The 14,489-nt window shown below is 72.7% G+C and carries 12 protein-coding genes; 6 read left to right on the top strand and 6 right to left on the bottom strand.

Translation table 11 applies throughout. The features are described 5' to 3' along the window. Positions 1 to 119 precede the first annotated feature (119 nt). The gene (locus tag ACIGEZ_RS21760; protein WP_399833465.1) at positions 120 to 1,481 is read left to right on the top strand and encodes a cation:dicarboxylate symporter family transporter; all 1,362 of its coding nucleotides are present in this window, start codon (positions 120 to 122) and stop codon (positions 1,479 to 1,481) included. A 154-nt stretch (positions 1,482 to 1,635) separates the two neighbouring features. Here ACIGEZ_RS21760 and ACIGEZ_RS21765 read toward each other — a convergent pair whose 3' ends face one another. The 3 genes from ACIGEZ_RS21765 to ACIGEZ_RS21775 all read right to left on the bottom strand — a co-directional run bounded on the left by ACIGEZ_RS21765 (position 1,636) and on the right by ACIGEZ_RS21775 (position 5,060). Further along, positions 1,636 to 3,150 (bottom strand): 1,3-beta-glucanase, encoded by a 1,515-nt coding sequence (locus tag ACIGEZ_RS21765; RefSeq protein ID WP_399833467.1) that lies wholly within the window; start codon positions 3,148 to 3,150, stop codon positions 1,636 to 1,638. Between the two features lie 129 nt (positions 3,151 to 3,279). Then, positions 3,280 to 4,158, bottom strand: coding sequence for an aldo/keto reductase (locus tag ACIGEZ_RS21770; RefSeq protein WP_399833469.1), 879 nt, complete (start codon positions 4,156 to 4,158; stop codon positions 3,280 to 3,282). Beyond that, positions 4,158 to 5,060, bottom strand: a complete 903-nt coding sequence (locus ACIGEZ_RS21775) for an NAD-dependent epimerase/dehydratase family protein (RefSeq protein WP_399833471.1) — start codon at positions 5,058 to 5,060, stop codon at positions 4,158 to 4,160. Before ACIGEZ_RS21775 ends, ACIGEZ_RS21770 begins: the two co-directional genes overlap by 1 nt. A 44-nt stretch (positions 5,061 to 5,104) precedes the next feature. Between ACIGEZ_RS21775 and ACIGEZ_RS21780 the strand changes: the two genes are divergently transcribed. From ACIGEZ_RS21780 to trxA, 4 genes are all read left to right on the top strand, one after another. Then, the gene (locus tag ACIGEZ_RS21780) at positions 5,105 to 5,626 is read left to right on the top strand and encodes an Lrp/AsnC family transcriptional regulator (protein ID WP_399833473.1); all 522 of its coding nucleotides are present in this window, start codon (positions 5,105 to 5,107) and stop codon (positions 5,624 to 5,626) included. 121 nt (positions 5,627 to 5,747) lie between these two features. Further along, on the top strand, positions 5,748 to 5,930 hold the full coding sequence (locus tag ACIGEZ_RS21785) for a hypothetical protein (protein WP_399833475.1): 183 nt from the start codon (positions 5,748 to 5,750) through the stop codon (positions 5,928 to 5,930). 59 nt (positions 5,931 to 5,989) lie between these two features. Beyond that, positions 5,990 to 6,388 (top strand): MerR family transcriptional regulator, encoded by a 399-nt coding sequence (locus tag ACIGEZ_RS21790; RefSeq protein WP_399833477.1) that lies wholly within the window; start codon positions 5,990 to 5,992, stop codon positions 6,386 to 6,388. A gap of 5 nt (positions 6,389 to 6,393) precedes the next feature. Beyond that, positions 6,394 to 6,741, top strand: coding sequence for a thioredoxin (trxA, locus tag ACIGEZ_RS21795; RefSeq protein ID WP_399833480.1), 348 nt, complete (start codon positions 6,394 to 6,396; stop codon positions 6,739 to 6,741). A gap of 40 nt (positions 6,742 to 6,781) precedes the next feature. Here the strand turns inward: trxA and ACIGEZ_RS21800 are convergent, their stop codons facing one another. Beyond that, on the bottom strand, positions 6,782 to 7,678 hold the full coding sequence (locus ACIGEZ_RS21800) for a squalene/phytoene synthase family protein (protein WP_399833481.1): 897 nt from the start codon (positions 7,676 to 7,678) through the stop codon (positions 6,782 to 6,784). 670 nt (positions 7,679 to 8,348) lie between these two features. Between ACIGEZ_RS21800 and ACIGEZ_RS21805 the strand changes: the two genes are divergently transcribed. Beyond that, on the top strand, positions 8,349 to 10,589 hold the full coding sequence (locus ACIGEZ_RS21805; RefSeq protein WP_399833483.1) for a HelD family protein: 2,241 nt from the start codon (positions 8,349 to 8,351) through the stop codon (positions 10,587 to 10,589). Here ACIGEZ_RS21805 and glgB read toward each other — a convergent pair. Further along, on the bottom strand, positions 10,576 to 12,858 hold the full coding sequence (gene glgB, locus ACIGEZ_RS21810; RefSeq protein WP_399833485.1) for a 1,4-alpha-glucan branching enzyme: 2,283 nt from the start codon (positions 12,856 to 12,858) through the stop codon (positions 10,576 to 10,578). The genes ACIGEZ_RS21805 and glgB overlap by 14 nt on opposite strands. A 148-nt stretch (positions 12,859 to 13,006) precedes the next feature. Continuing rightward, complete coding sequence (locus ACIGEZ_RS21815) at positions 13,007 to 14,356, bottom strand: maltokinase (protein ID WP_399833487.1); 1,350 nt, start codon at positions 14,354 to 14,356, stop codon at positions 13,007 to 13,009. Between the last annotated feature and the right edge of the window lie 133 nt (positions 14,357 to 14,489).

The raw sequence follows: 14,489 nt of genomic DNA on the forward strand, positions 1-14,489 counted from the left end.
CTTTTCGAACACTTCGGTCGTGAACGAAACGTACGCAAGCGTGACCCGGGTCACAGCGCTGGTGGATAGTCGCGGGGATCCACCGGGACGTGGACACCCCTGAGTACGAGGAGGACCCCGTGGCCGCAAGACGGGACCGCACCCACTATCTGTATCTGGCCGTCATCGGCGCCGTAGTGCTCGGCATCGCCGTGGGCTTCCTCGCGCCCGGCGTCGCCGTCGAGCTCAAGCCGCTCGGCACCGGCTTCGTCAGCCTGATCAAGATGATGATCTCGCCGATCATCTTCTGCACGATCGTGCTGGGCGTCGGTTCGGTACGCAAGGCCGCCAAGGTCGGCGCCGTCGGCGGCCTCGCGCTCGGCTACTTCCTGGTCATGTCGACCGTCGCCCTCGCCATCGGCCTGGTCGTCGGCAACATCCTGGAGCCCGGCTCCGGCCTCCACCTGACGAAGGACCTCGCCGAGGCCGGCGCCAAGCAGGCCGAGGGTGCGAGTGAGGGCACGGCCGACTTCCTCCTCGGGATCATCCCCAAGACCCTGGTCTCCGCCTTCACCGAGGGCGAAGTGCTGCAGACCCTGCTCGTCGCCCTTCTCGCGGGCTTCGCGCTGCAGGCCATGGGCAAGGCCGGCGAGCCGGTGCTGCGCGGCATCGGGCACATCCAGCGCCTGGTCTTCCGCATCCTCGCCATGATCATGTGGGCCGCCCCCGTCGGCGCCTTCGGCGCCATGGCCGCCGTGGTCGGCGCGACCGGCGCCGCCGCCCTGAAGTCGCTCGCCGTCATCATGATCGGCTTCTACGTCACCTGCGCGCTCTTCGTCTTTGTGGTGCTCGGCACGCTGCTGCGGCTGATCGCCGGGGTGAACATCCTCTCCCTGCTGAAGTACCTGGGCCGCGAGTTCCTGCTGATCCTGTCGACCTCGTCCTCCGAGTCGGCGCTGCCCCGCCTGATCGCGAAGATGGAGCACCTCGGCGTCAGCAAGCCGGTCGTCGGCATCACCGTCCCGACCGGCTACTCGTTCAACCTGGACGGCACCGCCATCTATCTGACGATGGCCTCGCTCTTCGTCGCCGAGGCGATGGGAAACCCGCTCTCGGTGGGCGAGCAGATCTCCCTCCTCGTCTTCATGATCATCGCCTCGAAGGGCGCGGCGGGCGTCACCGGCGCCGGCCTCGCGACCCTCGCCGGCGGCCTCCAGTCGCACCGCCCCGAACTGGTCGACGGCGTCGGCCTGATCGTCGGCATCGACCGCTTCATGAGCGAGGCCCGCGCCCTCACCAACTTCGCGGGGAACGCCGTCGCCACCGTCCTCGTCGGGACCTGGACCAAGGAGATCGACAAGGCCCGGGTCGCCGAGGTACTGGCCGGCAAGGTTCCGTTCGACGAGACCACCCTGGTCGACGACCACGGTCCCGCTTCCGTACCCGACCAGCGCGAGCTGCCGTACGACGAGGGCGAGGAGCGCGCCCGCGCCGGCGTCTGAGAGCCCCGGGTCCCGGGCCTTGAGCCGGATCCGGGCCCCGGGTACGGACCGGCCCCGGCCGATACAGCGGCCGGGGCCGGTCCCTGCGGTCCGTGCGTACCTCCGTGCGTACGTCCGTGCGTACGTCCGTGCCTGCGTCCGCACGGAGGTGGCCCTAGGAGAAGGGGATGCGGACCACCGACTGGTTTCCGGTGCCGAGGCTGCTCGGGCCGTTGCCGATCGCGTTCCACACCTCGACCTTCACCCGGCCGTTCACCAGATTCCCGGGGGTGCCGGTGGCCGACTGCGGCCCGCTCCCCTCGGTGTAGTGCTCGTAGCCGGGTACGGGGTCGGTGGCGAAGTAGCGGTACGTCTCCACCCGGTCCCAGGTCCCGTCGCCGGTCCGGTCGTAACTCACCCGGACCTGCTGGCCGTTGGCGACCACCGTGCCGGCGTCCACGAACAGGTCGAAGCGGGTCGCGCCGCCGTTGTACGTCCGGGTCACCGGGCCCGAGGTGAAGACCTGTGGGTTGGTGGGCGTCCCGTCGTGGTTGGTGCCGCCCGCCGAGGCGAGCACGGCCGTCGTGGCGGCGCCCTGCGCGTCACCGGCCACGCCGTCGCCGCGCAGGTAGAGGGTGGCGGAACCGGAGGGCGGGGGCGTGGTCGGCGGGGTCGTGGGCGGCGTGGTGGGCGGCGTGGTGGTGCCGCCCCCCTTCGTCCACACCGCCACGTAGTCGACGAGCATGGGCCGGCCGGGCACGGTCGCCGCGGTCGGGGTCTTCCCGGCCAGCGCGTCCGGGAACGCCCCGCCGATCGCCAGGTTGAGCAGCACGAAATAGCCCGCGTGGCTCGTCATGTCGGCCCAGGCGGCGGCGCCGACCCGGGTCTCGTTCACGCTGTGGAAGAGCTGCCCGTCCACGTACCAGCGCAGCTCGTTGGGGGAGACGGAGCGGTCCCACTCGAAGCGGTAGGTGTGGAAGCCCGACTGGCAGGTGGAGCCGGGGCAGGCCCGGCTGGCGCCGATGCCGGTGGTCTCGCCGCAGGGGCCGCCCGGGTTCACCCCGCAGTGGAGCACGCCCCACACGGAGTCGAGCCCGTTGACGTTCTCCATGATGTCGAACTCGCCGATGGCCGGCCAGTTCCAGTAGTTGCCGCGGTACGGGGAGCCGAGCGCCCAGAACGCCGGCCAGTAGCCGAGGGCGGCGTCGCCGGTGACGTTCGGCATCTGAACGCGGCCCTCGATGCGCAGGGTGCCGCCCGCGGGGGCCTTGAAGTCGGCCCGCTTGGTCTCGATGCGGGCCGAGGTCCAGTTGCCGGCGCCGTCCCTGAGCGGGGTGATGCGGAGGTTGCCGGTGCCGTCGAGCCGGACGTTGTCGGGGCTCGCCGTGTAGTTCTGGATCTCGCCCGTGCCCCAGTTGCCGGGGCCGCCGGGATAGCCGTGGCCGGTGTCGATCTGCCAGCGGCCGGCGTCGGGCAGCGTGCGGTCGGGACCGTCGAAGTCGTCGCTCCACTGGAGGTTCCAGCCCGGCGCGGGCGGTACGGCGCCGCTTGCGCTGCCGGCCCCGCCGAGGCCGAGCAGCGCGCCGGCGGCGAGGGTGGCGGCGAGGAGCGAGGCGAGCAGCGAGGTGCGTGGGGCGCGTCGTGTTCCTGTGACGCGGGGGATGCGTGGGGTGGGTCTGGCGCGGGTCAAGGAGAACACCTCCGGTGGGGGGCCTGGGCAGGGCGATGAGAGCGCTCTCAGGGAGCTTTTGTAGGTGAAGGCACGGGCCCCGTCAATGGGTCCCGCGCCTTCGCCTCCCAAACCCGCAGGACTCGTGCCTCAATCCCCGAGTTCCGTCAACTCCGCACCCGCCAGAACGAGTTCGGTGGCAAGCGCCGAGTCGCGCGCCGTTTCCGGGCGGCTCGCCCCCGGGATCGGCAGCACCTTCCCCGGGCGCGCGATCAGCCAGGCGAGCGCCACCCGCTGCGGGCTCACCCCGTGCGCCCGCGCCACCCGGTGGAACGCCCCGAACCGCGGGTCCGCCTGCTGCGCCGAGGCCCCGTCGAGCGAGCTCCGCGAGATCCCGCCGAGCGGACTCCACGGCAGGAACGCGAGGCCGAGCTCCGCGCAGAGCCGCAGTTCCGCCTCGCCGTCCCGGACGGCCGGCGAGTACCGGTTCTGCACCGACACCAGACGCTCGCCCAGGATCTCCCGGGCCAGCAGGATCTGCTCCGTGTCCACGTTCGAGACCCCGGCGAACCTGACCGTGCCCGCGTCCAGCAACTCCCGTATCGCGCCCAGAGATTCGGCGTACGGGACGGCCGGATCAGGCTTGTGCAGCTGGTAGAGCCCGATCGCCGCGGTCCCGAGCCGCCGCGCCGAGGCCTCGGCCGCGCGCCGCAGGTGCTCCGGCCGCCCGTCGACGGTCCAGCCGCCGTCGCCCGTGCGCCCGCGCCCGCCCTTGGTCGCCACGAGCACCGCGTCGCGATCACCCCCGTACGCGGCGAGGGCGCGGGCGACCAGCAGCTCGCCCTCACCAGGCTCGCCGCCCGGCGGATGGTACGAGTCGGCCGTGTCGAGCAGGGTCACCCCGGCGTCCAGGGCGGCGTGGACGGTGGCGAGCGCGCGGGCCTCGTCGGGGCGGCCCTCGATCGACAGGGGCATGGCGCCGAGCCCGATCGCGCTCACGGCGAGATCGCCGAGCTCGTGGTGCCGCATCACGCCACGCCTTCCGTCGAGAGGGTCTCGGAGAGCGCCTGGCGGAGCCATTCCGAGGAATGGGTGAACCGATAACCGAGACGCTCCGCCCGGGAATTGTCCATGGCGTAGGAGCGGGCGAAGGAGAAGGGTGACACCTCGCCCACCTCCACCCCGTGGAAAACGACCTTTCCGCCCACGAGGAGCGCGATCTCGGCGCAGATGTCCGCAGTGCTCAGCGGCCCATGGGAATGCGCGTTCACCGGCCCGGTGAATTCGGCCCCGACGGCCCAGGCGAGAAAGGCGGCGATCTCCTCCACGTACACATAGGTGGCCGGCCGGTTCACGACCGGCACGGAGACCGGCTCGCCCGCCCGGATCCGGCGCGCGTAGTGCTCGACCCGTCCGGTGAAGTCGTCGGCGCCGCCCAGCACGTGGGCCACTCGCACGGAGGCCCACGGGAACTCCGTACCGGCCGCGAACACCGCTTCGGCCTGCCGCTTCCCCTCTCCGTAGTGCGCGTCGAGGAACTCGGGGTCCTCCCAGGGGAGTCCGGGGTCGACCGTCACCGTGTCCAGGTCGAGGGCGTCCTCGGCGACCGGGGCGGCGGAGTCCTCGTACTCGTACACCTCCACCGTGGAGGTCATCAGATAGCGCCGGGCCCGCCCCGCGAAGACCCGCCGGGCGATCTCCGCCTGGCGCGGGGTGTAGCAGACCTGGTCGACCACGACGTCGAAACTCCGCCCGCCGAGGGCGCTTTCCAGGGCGGCCTCGTCGTTGCGGTCGGCGATCAGCTGAATCGCCCCCTCGGGGGCGGGAGAAGAACCGCGGTTGAGCACGGTCACGTGGTGCCCGGCTTCCAGCAGGCGGGATATCAGCCGCTTTCCGAAATAGCGGTTCCCGCCGATGATCAAAAGGTCCATGGCTCAAGTGTTACGTTGTCGGCTCGCCATCTGAAGGGGGAAACATGGGAGTCCACGCCGACGCGCCGAAGGAACCACGGCAGTTGCGGCCGGCCGCCGTCGAAACCTCGGTGGCCACCTTCGATCCCATCGACCGGCAGATCCTCGACCTGCTCCAGAGCGACGGCCGGATCAAGCTGAGCGAGCTGGGCCGGCGGGTCCGGCTCAGCCCGGCCGCCGTCACCGAGCGGGTCCGCCGCCTCGAGGCCTGCGGGGCGATCACCGGTTACGGGGCGCAGGTCGCCGCGGCCCGGCTCGGGTACGGGATCCAGGCCTTCATCCGGGTCGACCCCCACGGCGGCTACACGCTCAAGCACCCGCGCACGCTGGAGCTCACCGCCCGCCCCGAGATCCGCGAGGTGCACCACGTGGTCGGCGAGGACTGCTGGATCCTCAAGGTCGCGGTGACCGACACCGTGCACCTGGAGGAGATCCTGGAGCAGACCTCGGCGCTCGGCCGGACGACGACGTCGATCGTGCTGTCCTCGCCGGTCGAGCGGAAACCGCTGCTGCCGCCGGGCACTTGACAAAGCCCGGAAGCCGTCGTTGAGATAAGGGAACTCGCGTCGCGTGTCGGTCCGCGCTGGAAAGCGGAGACATGGAGGCACGAGGACAGTTGGGACGGCTTTGCCTCTCCACTTCAAGGAAATGCCGGACGGCGACGCCGACGGCGTCGAGAACCCGCCCTCCGATCACGTGCTCCCCGCCCGGCTCGACGACGCGGATCCTGACGAACTGCGGGCGGACTTCGACGGGTCGGCCAGGGAGCTCGACGGCCACGTCGCGCGCGAGAACGCGCAGGTCGTACCGCTGCCGCGGGAGGGCGCCTGAGCCGGCCGGGGTCTTCGCTCCTTGCGTTGACGTCGGCGTCAAGGCTTACCGTCAGGGACATGCGAATCGGCGAGCTGGCCGAGCGGGCGGGGACGACCACGCGGACTCTGCGCTACTACGAGTCCCGGGGCCTCCTGAACGCACGGCGCACGGAGAACGGCTACCGCACCTACGACGAGGACGACCTGCGGCTGCTCCACCAGATCCGGACCCTCCAGGACTTCGGGTTCGAGCTGGAGGAGACCCGTCCGTTCGTGGAGTGCCTGCGCGCGGGCCACGCGGCGGGCGACGCGTGTCCCGCGTCGCTCGCCGTGTACCGCCGCAAGATCGCCGAGCTCGACGGGCTCATCGAGCAACTCCGGACCGTGCGCGCCAAGGTCGGCGCGCAGTTGCTGCGGGCCGAGGCGGAACTGCCCGGCGGCCCGGAACCACGGTGCGAACTCGAACTGGGAGGGTGACGACGATGATACGAGCGGAAGGCGTGGCGGAGGTCACGGACGCCGACTTCGAGGCGGAGGTCCTGGAGGCCGAACTGCCGGTCCTGGTGGAGTTCACCGCCGACTGGTGCGGGCCCTGCCGGATGCTGGCCCCGGTCCTGAGCGCGGTGGCGGCGGAGGAGGCCGACCGCTTGAAGATCGTCCAGATCGACGTGGACCACAACCCGGAGACGGTGTCCAAGTACGCCGTCCTTTCGACCCCGACGATGATCGTCTTCCGGGCGGGCGAACCCGTGAAGTCGCTGGTCGGCGCCCGCCCCAAGCGCCGCCTCCTGGAAGAGCTGTCGGACGTCGTGACCCCGGCGGGCGCGTAGCGCGAACGCGGGTGCGGGACCGGCGGGATTCCGCCGGAGGCTACGGCCGCGCCGCACGCCGCCGCGCGGCCGTCTCCCTGAGCAGCAAGGCGGCGGTTCCCAGGGCCGGTGGCCCCGACGGCCGAGCCGCCAGGGAGGCGCCGGCGCGGCGCACCGCGTCCAGGCACCGCTGCACACCGACCAGGGCCCGTACGAAGGGCCGGTGGACCGGGTCCACCGCCCCTTCGAGCGGGCCCGCCTCCGCCAGGGCCCCGGCGGCCCGGTCCGCCTGCTCCTCGACGAGCCGTCCGAGCGCCGGACCGGGCCGGTCGAGCTCCGCGCCGTGGCGTGCCACCGCGTCGGTGGTGAGGCCGTGCCTGCCCTCGCGTACGTCCTCGGCGAGGTCCTCGAGGAAGTCCAGGCGCTGCATGGCGAGGATGAGCCGGTGGCAGCCGTCCGTGAAGAGCGCCGCGTCGGCCGCGTCCGCAGGGGCGATCAGGCAGGCCGTGAGCATGAGCGCGGGCAGCGAGTACTCCCGTACGTACCGCCCGAACTCCTCCTCGTCCGCGAACGCCCGCCACTCCACCTCCCGCGCGGCGCCGTGCAGGAACTCCTCGGTGCAGGCCCGCACGGCCGGATGGCGCTCGGCCGTGTGCACCAGGCACCGCAGGACGGGCAGCCCGGCGTCGCCGTCGACGAAGGCCTTCCGTACGAGCCCGTCCCACTCGGCCAGCGCGGCCGCGCGCGCCGCCCGGTCCCCGCGGTCGATCCGGTCGTCCGTCTCGTGCATGAAGGCGACGGCCGCCACGACATGCGGCAGCAGCCCGCCGGGCAGCAGCAGCCGCGCGGCTCCGTACTCGGCCCGCGCGAACCGCCGTACCGCCCGGCGCTGCTCGGTGTAGTCCCGGCGCAGGCCCGGGTCCGACACCCCGGCCTCCGTGAGGGCCCGCTTCCACATGGCCGATCTCCTGTCCGTCGTCGGCCCGAGCGTACGCGGCGGGGCGGGATGGCGCGGCCTCGGTCCCACAGCGCGGTGGCGTGCGCCTGCACCAACCCGCCTACGCGCGCGAGGAGTTCCTCGAACGGCAGCGGGTCAGCCCGGCGCCCGTCGCGCAGGCGGACCGAGACGAGACCGGCGGCGGTCTCCTTGGGGCCGAGGACGACGGGCAGCAGCGGGCCTCCCCACCGCAGACGGAATTCCGGATTCACCACCGCCGGGTCCAGTTCGTTCGCCGCCGTGAGTTCCGCGAAGTCCGCCCGCTGCCGGGCCGTCGGGGCAAAGGTCTCGCCCGTGAACCTGTCACGGAACAGGCCGTCGGGCCGTGCCAGGCCCGGGTACGAGAAATCGCGGTCGCAGCTCGCGTAGAAGCGGACCAGTTCCTCCGCGTCGGCCCCGATCACCGCCGCCAGCTCCCCGCGGCGCTCCGGGGTGGGGGGTGTCCGCGCCGAGGGCGGTCAGGAGGGTGCGGGCCTGTTCGGCCGGGCTCGTCGCCATGGGGCACAAAAATACCCCGGACTAGAATTGACAGCCGGGGTTATGCATCGCGTATATTTATGGATTCCGTGTCTGGGCACACAAAAGACGCGGAGTTGTTCACTAAACGCACTGTATCGCGCCGGGAGTCGAATTGTCAACCGAGGAATTTCGGAAAGAGCAGCGATTCATCACCGAGCTCTACGCACGACTCGACGACCTGAGAGAGCAGGCCGAGGCCGGCGTCGCCCGGGCCCTCGCCACGCCCGGTGAGGGCAGCGCGCAGGCGCGGCTGGAGCGGGACGTGCTCGTCGCCGAGCAGGCCGGGCTGCTCGCCGCGTTCAACGCCGGGGAGAGCGGGCTCTGCTTCGGGCGGCTCGTGTTCAAGGACGGGCGCGACCACCACATCGGGCGGATCGGCATCCGCGAGGACGACCCCCACCGCACCCCGCTCGTCGTCGACTGGCGCGCCGACGTCGCCCGGCCCTTCTACCTCGCCACCGGCTACGAGCCCATGGGGCTCCAGCGCCGGCGGCACATCACCACCCAGGGCCGCGAGGTCGTCTCGCTCCACGACGAGGTGCTCGACCTCGCCGACACCACGCGCACCGGGTACGAGAGCCGCGACGCCGACGAGGTGCTGCTCGCCGCGCTCGACGCCGCCCGCACCGGCCGCATGCACGACATCGTGCAGACCATCCAGGCCGAGCAGGACGCGATCATCCGCTCCCCGCACCGCGGCGTCCTCGTCGTCGAGGGCGGCCCCGGTACCGGCAAGACCGCCGTCGCCCTGCACCGCGCCGCGTACCTGCTCTACGCCCACCGCGAGCAGCTCGCCAAGCGCGCCGTGCTCATCGTCGGCCCCAACCCCGCCTTCCTCGGCTACATCGGCAACGTCCTGCCCTCGCTCGGCGAGACGGGCGTCCTGCTCGCCACCCCCGGCGAGCTCTTCCCCGGCGTCCACGCCACCGGCACCGACACCCCGCGCGCCGCCGCCGTCAAGGGCTCCGCCGCCATGGCCGAGGCGCTCGCGGACGCCGTACGGGACCGCCAGCAGGTCCCCGAGCGCGGCGAGCCGCTCGTCGTCCGGCACGAGGACGGCGACCTGGTCATCGACTGGGACATGGCGCTCGAAGCCCGCCACAAGGCCCGCGAGACCCGGCTCCCGCACAACCTCGCCCGCCCCTACTTCGTCTTCCACGTCCTCGACGCGCTCGCCGAACAGCTCGCCGACCGCATCGGCGCCGACCCCTACGGCGGCCCCAACTTCCTCGGCCCCGACGACCTCGCCCTGCTCGCCAAGGGCGTCGCCGCCAACCCCGAGGTGCACCGTGCCCTGGACGGCCTGTGGCCGGCGCTCACCCCGCAGGAGTTCCTCGCCGACTACCTCGCCGAGCCCACCCACCTGCTCGACGAGGCGGACCTCGCCGCCATCCGGCGCCCCCAGGGCGGCCCGTGGACGCCCGGCGACGTGCCCCTGCTCGACGAGGCCGCCGAACTCCTCGGCGAGGACGACTCGGCCGCCCGCGCCGCCGAGGAGGCCGAGCGGCAGAAGCAGATCCAGTACGCGCAGGGCGTCCTCGACGTCTCCTTCGCCTCGCGCACCTACGAGTTCGAGGACAAGGAGGAGCTCGACAAGGACGCCTCCGAGGTGCTGTCCGCGCACGACATCATCGACGCCGAGCGCTTCGCCGAACGCCACGAGGAGGCCGACCACCGCAGCGCCGCCGAGCGCGCCGCAGCCGACCGCACCTGGGCGTTCGGGCACATCATCGTCGACGAGGCGCAGGAGCTCTCCGCGATGATGTGGCGCCTCCTCATGCGCCGCAGCCCCACCCGTTCCATGACCCTGGTGGGCGACCCGGCGCAGACCGGCGACCCGGCCGGCGTCGGCTCCTGGGAGCGGATCCTCGCGCCGTACGTGGAGGAGCGCTGGGAGCTCGTACGGCTCGCCGTCAACTACCGCACCCCCGCCGAGATCATGGCGGTCGCCGCCGGCGTACGGCGCACCGCCGACCCGGCCTTCGAGCCGCCCCGCTCGGTCCGCTCCACGGGCGTCGAGCCCTGGGACCGGGCCGTGGAGGACGTGGTGAAGGAGACCGCGGACGCGGTGGCCGCCGAACTCCGGGCCGAGGGCCGGCTCGCGGTGATCGCCCCGGCCGTCCACCATCCCGAACTGGTCGCGGCCCTCCCCGACGCCGCGTACGGGCCGAAGCCCGACCTCACCCGGCCGGTCGTGCTGCTCGACCCCCGGCAGGCCAAGGGCCTGGAGTTCGACACCGTCCTCGTCGTCGACCCGGACGGCATCCGGGCCGGCGCCACGCACGGGATCAACGACCTGTACGTGGCGCTGACCAGGGCCACTCAGCGCCTGGGCGTCATCAGGCGGGCCTGAGCCACACCGTCGCCAGTGGCGGCAGCGTCATCCGGACGCTCGCCGAACGGCCGTGCCACGGCACCGACTCGGTCTTCACCGGGTCGGTGCCCACCACGTCGCCGCCGCCGTAGCGCGCCGCGTCCGTGTTGAGCACCTCCGCCCAGGCCGCGAAGGTGTCCGGGACGCCGAGGCGGTAGTCGTGCCGGACCACCGGGGAGAAGTTGCAGACGGCGAGCAGCGGGGAGCCGGCGGCGTCGAAGCGGAGGAAGGCGAAGACGTTGTCCTCGGTCGCGTCGCCCGCCACCCACTGGAAGCCCTCGGGCGAGGTGTCCCGCTCCCACAGCGACGGCGTCGCCGCGTACACCGTGTTCAGGTCGCGCACCAGATCCCGTACGCCCCGGTGGTCGGGCTCCGCACTGTACGAGGGGTCGAGCAGCCACCAGTCGGGGCCGTGGTCGACGGACCACTCGCCGCCCTGCGCGAACTCCTGGCCCATGTACAGGAGTTGCTTGCCGGGATGGGCCCACATGAAGCCCAGGTAGGCGCGGTGGTTGGCGCGCTGCTGCCACCAGTCGCCGGGCATCTTGGAAACCAGGGCCCGCTTGCCGTGCACGACCTCGTCGTGGGAGATCGGCAGGATGTAGTTCTCGCTGTACGCGTACACCATCGAGAAGGTCATCTCGTGGTGGTGGTACTTGCGGTGCACCGGCTCCTTCTCCATGTAGCCGAGGGAGTCGTGCATCCAGCCCATGTTCCACTTCATGCCGAAGCCGAGGCCGCCGAAGCCGCCCGGGCCCACCTGGTCGGTCGGCCGGGTCACCCCGTCCCAGGCGGTGGACTCCTCGGCGAAGGTGATCACCCCCGGGCAGCGCTTGTACACGGTGGCGTTCATCTCCTGGAGGAACGCCACCGCGTCCAGGTTCTCCCGCCCGCCGAACTCGTTCGGCAGCCAGTCGCCGTGCTCGCGCGAGTAGTCCAGGTAGAGCATCGAGGCGACCGCGTCCACGCGCAGGCCGTCGATGTGGAACTCCTCGCACCAGTACACGGCGTTGGCCACCAGGAAGTTGCGGACCTCCTTGCGGCCGTAGTCGAACTCCAGGGTGCCCCAGTCGGGGTGGGCCGAGCGGCGCGGGTCCTCGTGCTCGTACAGCGGGCGGCCGTCGAACTCCGCGAGCGCCCAGTCGTCGCGCGGGAAGTGCGCCGGCACCCAGTCCATCAGGACGCCGATCCCGGCCCGGTGCAGCTCGTCCACCAGGTGGCGGAAGTCGTCCGGGGTGCCCAGGCGGGCCGTCGGCGCGTAGAAGCCGGTGACCTGGTAGCCCCAGGAGCCGCCGAAGGGGTGCTCGGTGACCGGCATGAACTCCACGTGCGTGAAGCCGAGATCACGGACGTACGCGGGAAGCTGCTCGGCGAGCCCGCGGTACGTCAGGCCCGGGCGCCAGGACGCCAGATGCACCTCGTACACGGACAGCGGCGCCTCGTGGTGCGGGCGGGCGCCGCGCCGGGCCATCCACTCCTCGTCCCGCCACGTGTGGTGGTCGGCGGTCACGACCGACGCGGTGTTCGGCGGGCACTCGGTGCGGCGGGCCATCGGGTCGGCGCGGACGGTGTGCGAGCCGTCGGGGCGGGCGATGTCGAACTTGTAGACCGCGCCCTCGCCGATGCCCGGCACGAACAGCTCCCACACGCCGGTCGAGCCGAGCGAGCGCATCGGCAGGGCGCTGCCGTCCCAGTACGTCCAGTCGCCGGTGACCCGCACGCCGCGGGCGTTCGGCGCCCAGACCGTGAACCGGGTGCCGGCCACGCCCTGGTGGGTCATGACCCGCGCGCCGAGCGCCGTCCACAGCTCCTCGTGCCGGCCCTCGCCGATCAGGTGCAGGTCGAGGTCGCCGAGGGCGGGCAGGAAGCGGTACGGGTCGACGACGGCCAGCTCGTCCCCGTCGTAGCGGACGCGGAGCTCGTAGTCGGGGACCTTCCGCAGCAGCGGGACGAGGGCCGAGAACAGGCCGTCGCCCTCGTCGTGCAGCTCCACCCGGCGGCCCTTGGGCAACAGGACGGCGACCGCCCTCGCCCAGGGCCTGAGCACCCGCACGACGATCCCGCCGCGCACCGGATGCGCGCCGAGCACCTCGTGCGGGTCGTGGTGCTCACCGGCGAGCAGCCGGGCCCGCTCGCCCGGATCGAGCGGCGGCGCCTTCCGCACCGCGCCCCGCTCCGGCCTGGCCTCGGCCCGTGGCGCGGGCGTCTTCGTGGTGCGGGACGTCTTGCCTGCGGCGCGGGCGGTCACCGGGGTGCCTCCTGGAGTGGGTGTGAGGGGGGTACGGATACGGAACGGTGCGGCGCGGTCGCGGGACACTCGGCCGAACGGGGCGCGTGCCGGTTGCCGCAGACGGGAGGGGCGGGCGGAAGGGGCGCGATTGCGCCGAACGGGGCAGTCACTCCGGGCCCGCCAGGCGTTCGACGGCCGCCATCGGGACCGGGAGCCAGTCCGGCCGGTGGCGGGCCTCGTAGACGACCTCGTAGATGGCCTTGTCGGCCTCGTAGGCACGCAGGAGGGCCGGGGCGGCGCGGGGGTCCGTGCCGGAGACCTCCGCGTAGCCGGTGCAGTAGGCGTCGCGGCAGCGGGCCGCCCAGCCGGCGTTCCAGGGCCGGTGGGTGCGGGCCGCGTAGTCGAAGGAGCGGAGCATGCCGGCGATGTCGCGGACCGGCGGCTGGGGGCTGCGCCGTTCGTCCAGCGGCTTCGCCGGCTCGCCCTCGAAGTCGATCACCGCCCAGCCGCCGTCCGCGCCGCGCAGGGTCTGCCCCAGGTGCAGGTCCCCGTGGACCCGCTGGAGGCGTCCCGCGCCCGCCGCGTCACCGGCGGCGGCGAGCACCGCGCGGAGCCCCGGCACGTACGGCATGAGCGCGGGCACGGCCTGTGCGGCGGCCGCCAGGCGCTGGTCCATCGCGGCGGCCAGGCGCTCGGTCTGGGCGCGGTGCAGCCGCTGGGTGGGCAGGGCGGTCGCGAGGGCCAGGTGCACCTCGGCCGTGGCCCGGCCCAGCGCATGGGCCTCGTCGCTGAACTCCCGCCCGTCGGCAAGCGCGTCGAGCGCGAGCCGCCAGCCGTCCCGTGAGTCGCGCAGGTACGGCTGGAGGACGCCGAGGGTCGCCGCGCCCGTCTCGAACCAGGCGACCGGCGCCGGCACCCGGGTGCAGCCGGCCCCGGCGAGGGCCAGCGGCAGCTCCAGGTCCGGGTTGGCGCCCGGACTGACCCGACGGAAGATCTTCAGGATGAACGAATCCCCATAGACCAGCGACGAGTTGGACTGCTCCGCGTCCAGGACCCTGGGTGCGAGCACCGGCGGCAGTGCGGTCGTGGTGTGGAAGCGCAGCGGGCCGGTCAGGCCCGGGGTGCGCAGCCGTTCGTACAGCAGCCCGGCGAGCCGCGGGTCGCGCAGCCCTTCGTACACCGCCCGGCCGGCGAGCGGGCCCTGCCGGATCCGCCCGATCAGGGCGGGGCCGAGGCGCGGCGGCAGCTGGGTCCGTACGCCGAGGAGCAACTGGTAGCAGTCGGCGGGTGTTCCGGCCGGCCGGCCGGGTTGTTCCACCCGTACGAGGAGATGGAGGAGTCCGGGTCCGGTGCCGTCCAGCGGCAGCAGCTCGGTGGCCGCGTCCAGGGTGAATCCGGTGACCCGGCGGCCCTTGCCCGCGAACCAGCGCTGCCGTGGCAGCCAGGTATGGAGCAGAGGCGTGAGAGACGGCAGGAGGGCGTCCGGGGCCCGGGTGGTGGATGCGGTCTCCGGCATGGCATCGCGTCCTTTCCCCGGGGCGCGCAATTGGGGTTCGTGAGCGTTCAAATGCGCAGAGTGTCCCGGATGGCGGCTTCGGCTGTCCGGCTGTGCGGGACGTGTCGGATGGGGAAGATCCGTATGGGCCCGA

Origin of the sequence: Streptomyces sp. NPDC085481 (genome assembly GCF_044541845.1) — a bacterium.
Taxonomy (GTDB): domain Bacteria; phylum Actinomycetota; class Actinomycetes; order Streptomycetales; family Streptomycetaceae; genus Streptomyces.

Excerpts from the sequence above, each read along its gene's own strand:
- ACIGEZ_RS21770 (WP_399833469.1), bottom strand. The coding sequence starts at position 4,158 with ATGCGGCACCACGAGCTCGGCGATCTCGCCGTGAGCGCGATCGGGCTC.
- ACIGEZ_RS21775 (WP_399833471.1), bottom strand. The coding sequence starts at position 5,060 with ATGGACCTTTTGATCATCGGCGGGAACCGCTATTTCGGAAAGCGGCTG.
- ACIGEZ_RS21780 (WP_399833473.1), top strand. The coding sequence starts at position 5,105 with ATGGGAGTCCACGCCGACGCGCCGAAGGAACCACGGCAGTTGCGGCCG.
- ACIGEZ_RS21785 (WP_399833475.1), top strand. The coding sequence starts at position 5,748 with ATGCCGGACGGCGACGCCGACGGCGTCGAGAACCCGCCCTCCGATCAC.
- ACIGEZ_RS21790 (WP_399833477.1), top strand. The coding sequence starts at position 5,990 with ATGCGAATCGGCGAGCTGGCCGAGCGGGCGGGGACGACCACGCGGACT.
- trxA (WP_399833480.1), top strand. The coding sequence starts at position 6,394 with ATGATACGAGCGGAAGGCGTGGCGGAGGTCACGGACGCCGACTTCGAG.
- ACIGEZ_RS21800 (WP_399833481.1), bottom strand. The coding sequence starts at position 7,678 with ATGTGGAAGCGGGCCCTCACGGAGGCCGGGGTGTCGGACCCGGGCCTG.
- ACIGEZ_RS21815 (WP_399833487.1), bottom strand. The coding sequence starts at position 14,356 with ATGCCGGAGACCGCATCCACCACCCGGGCCCCGGACGCCCTCCTGCCG.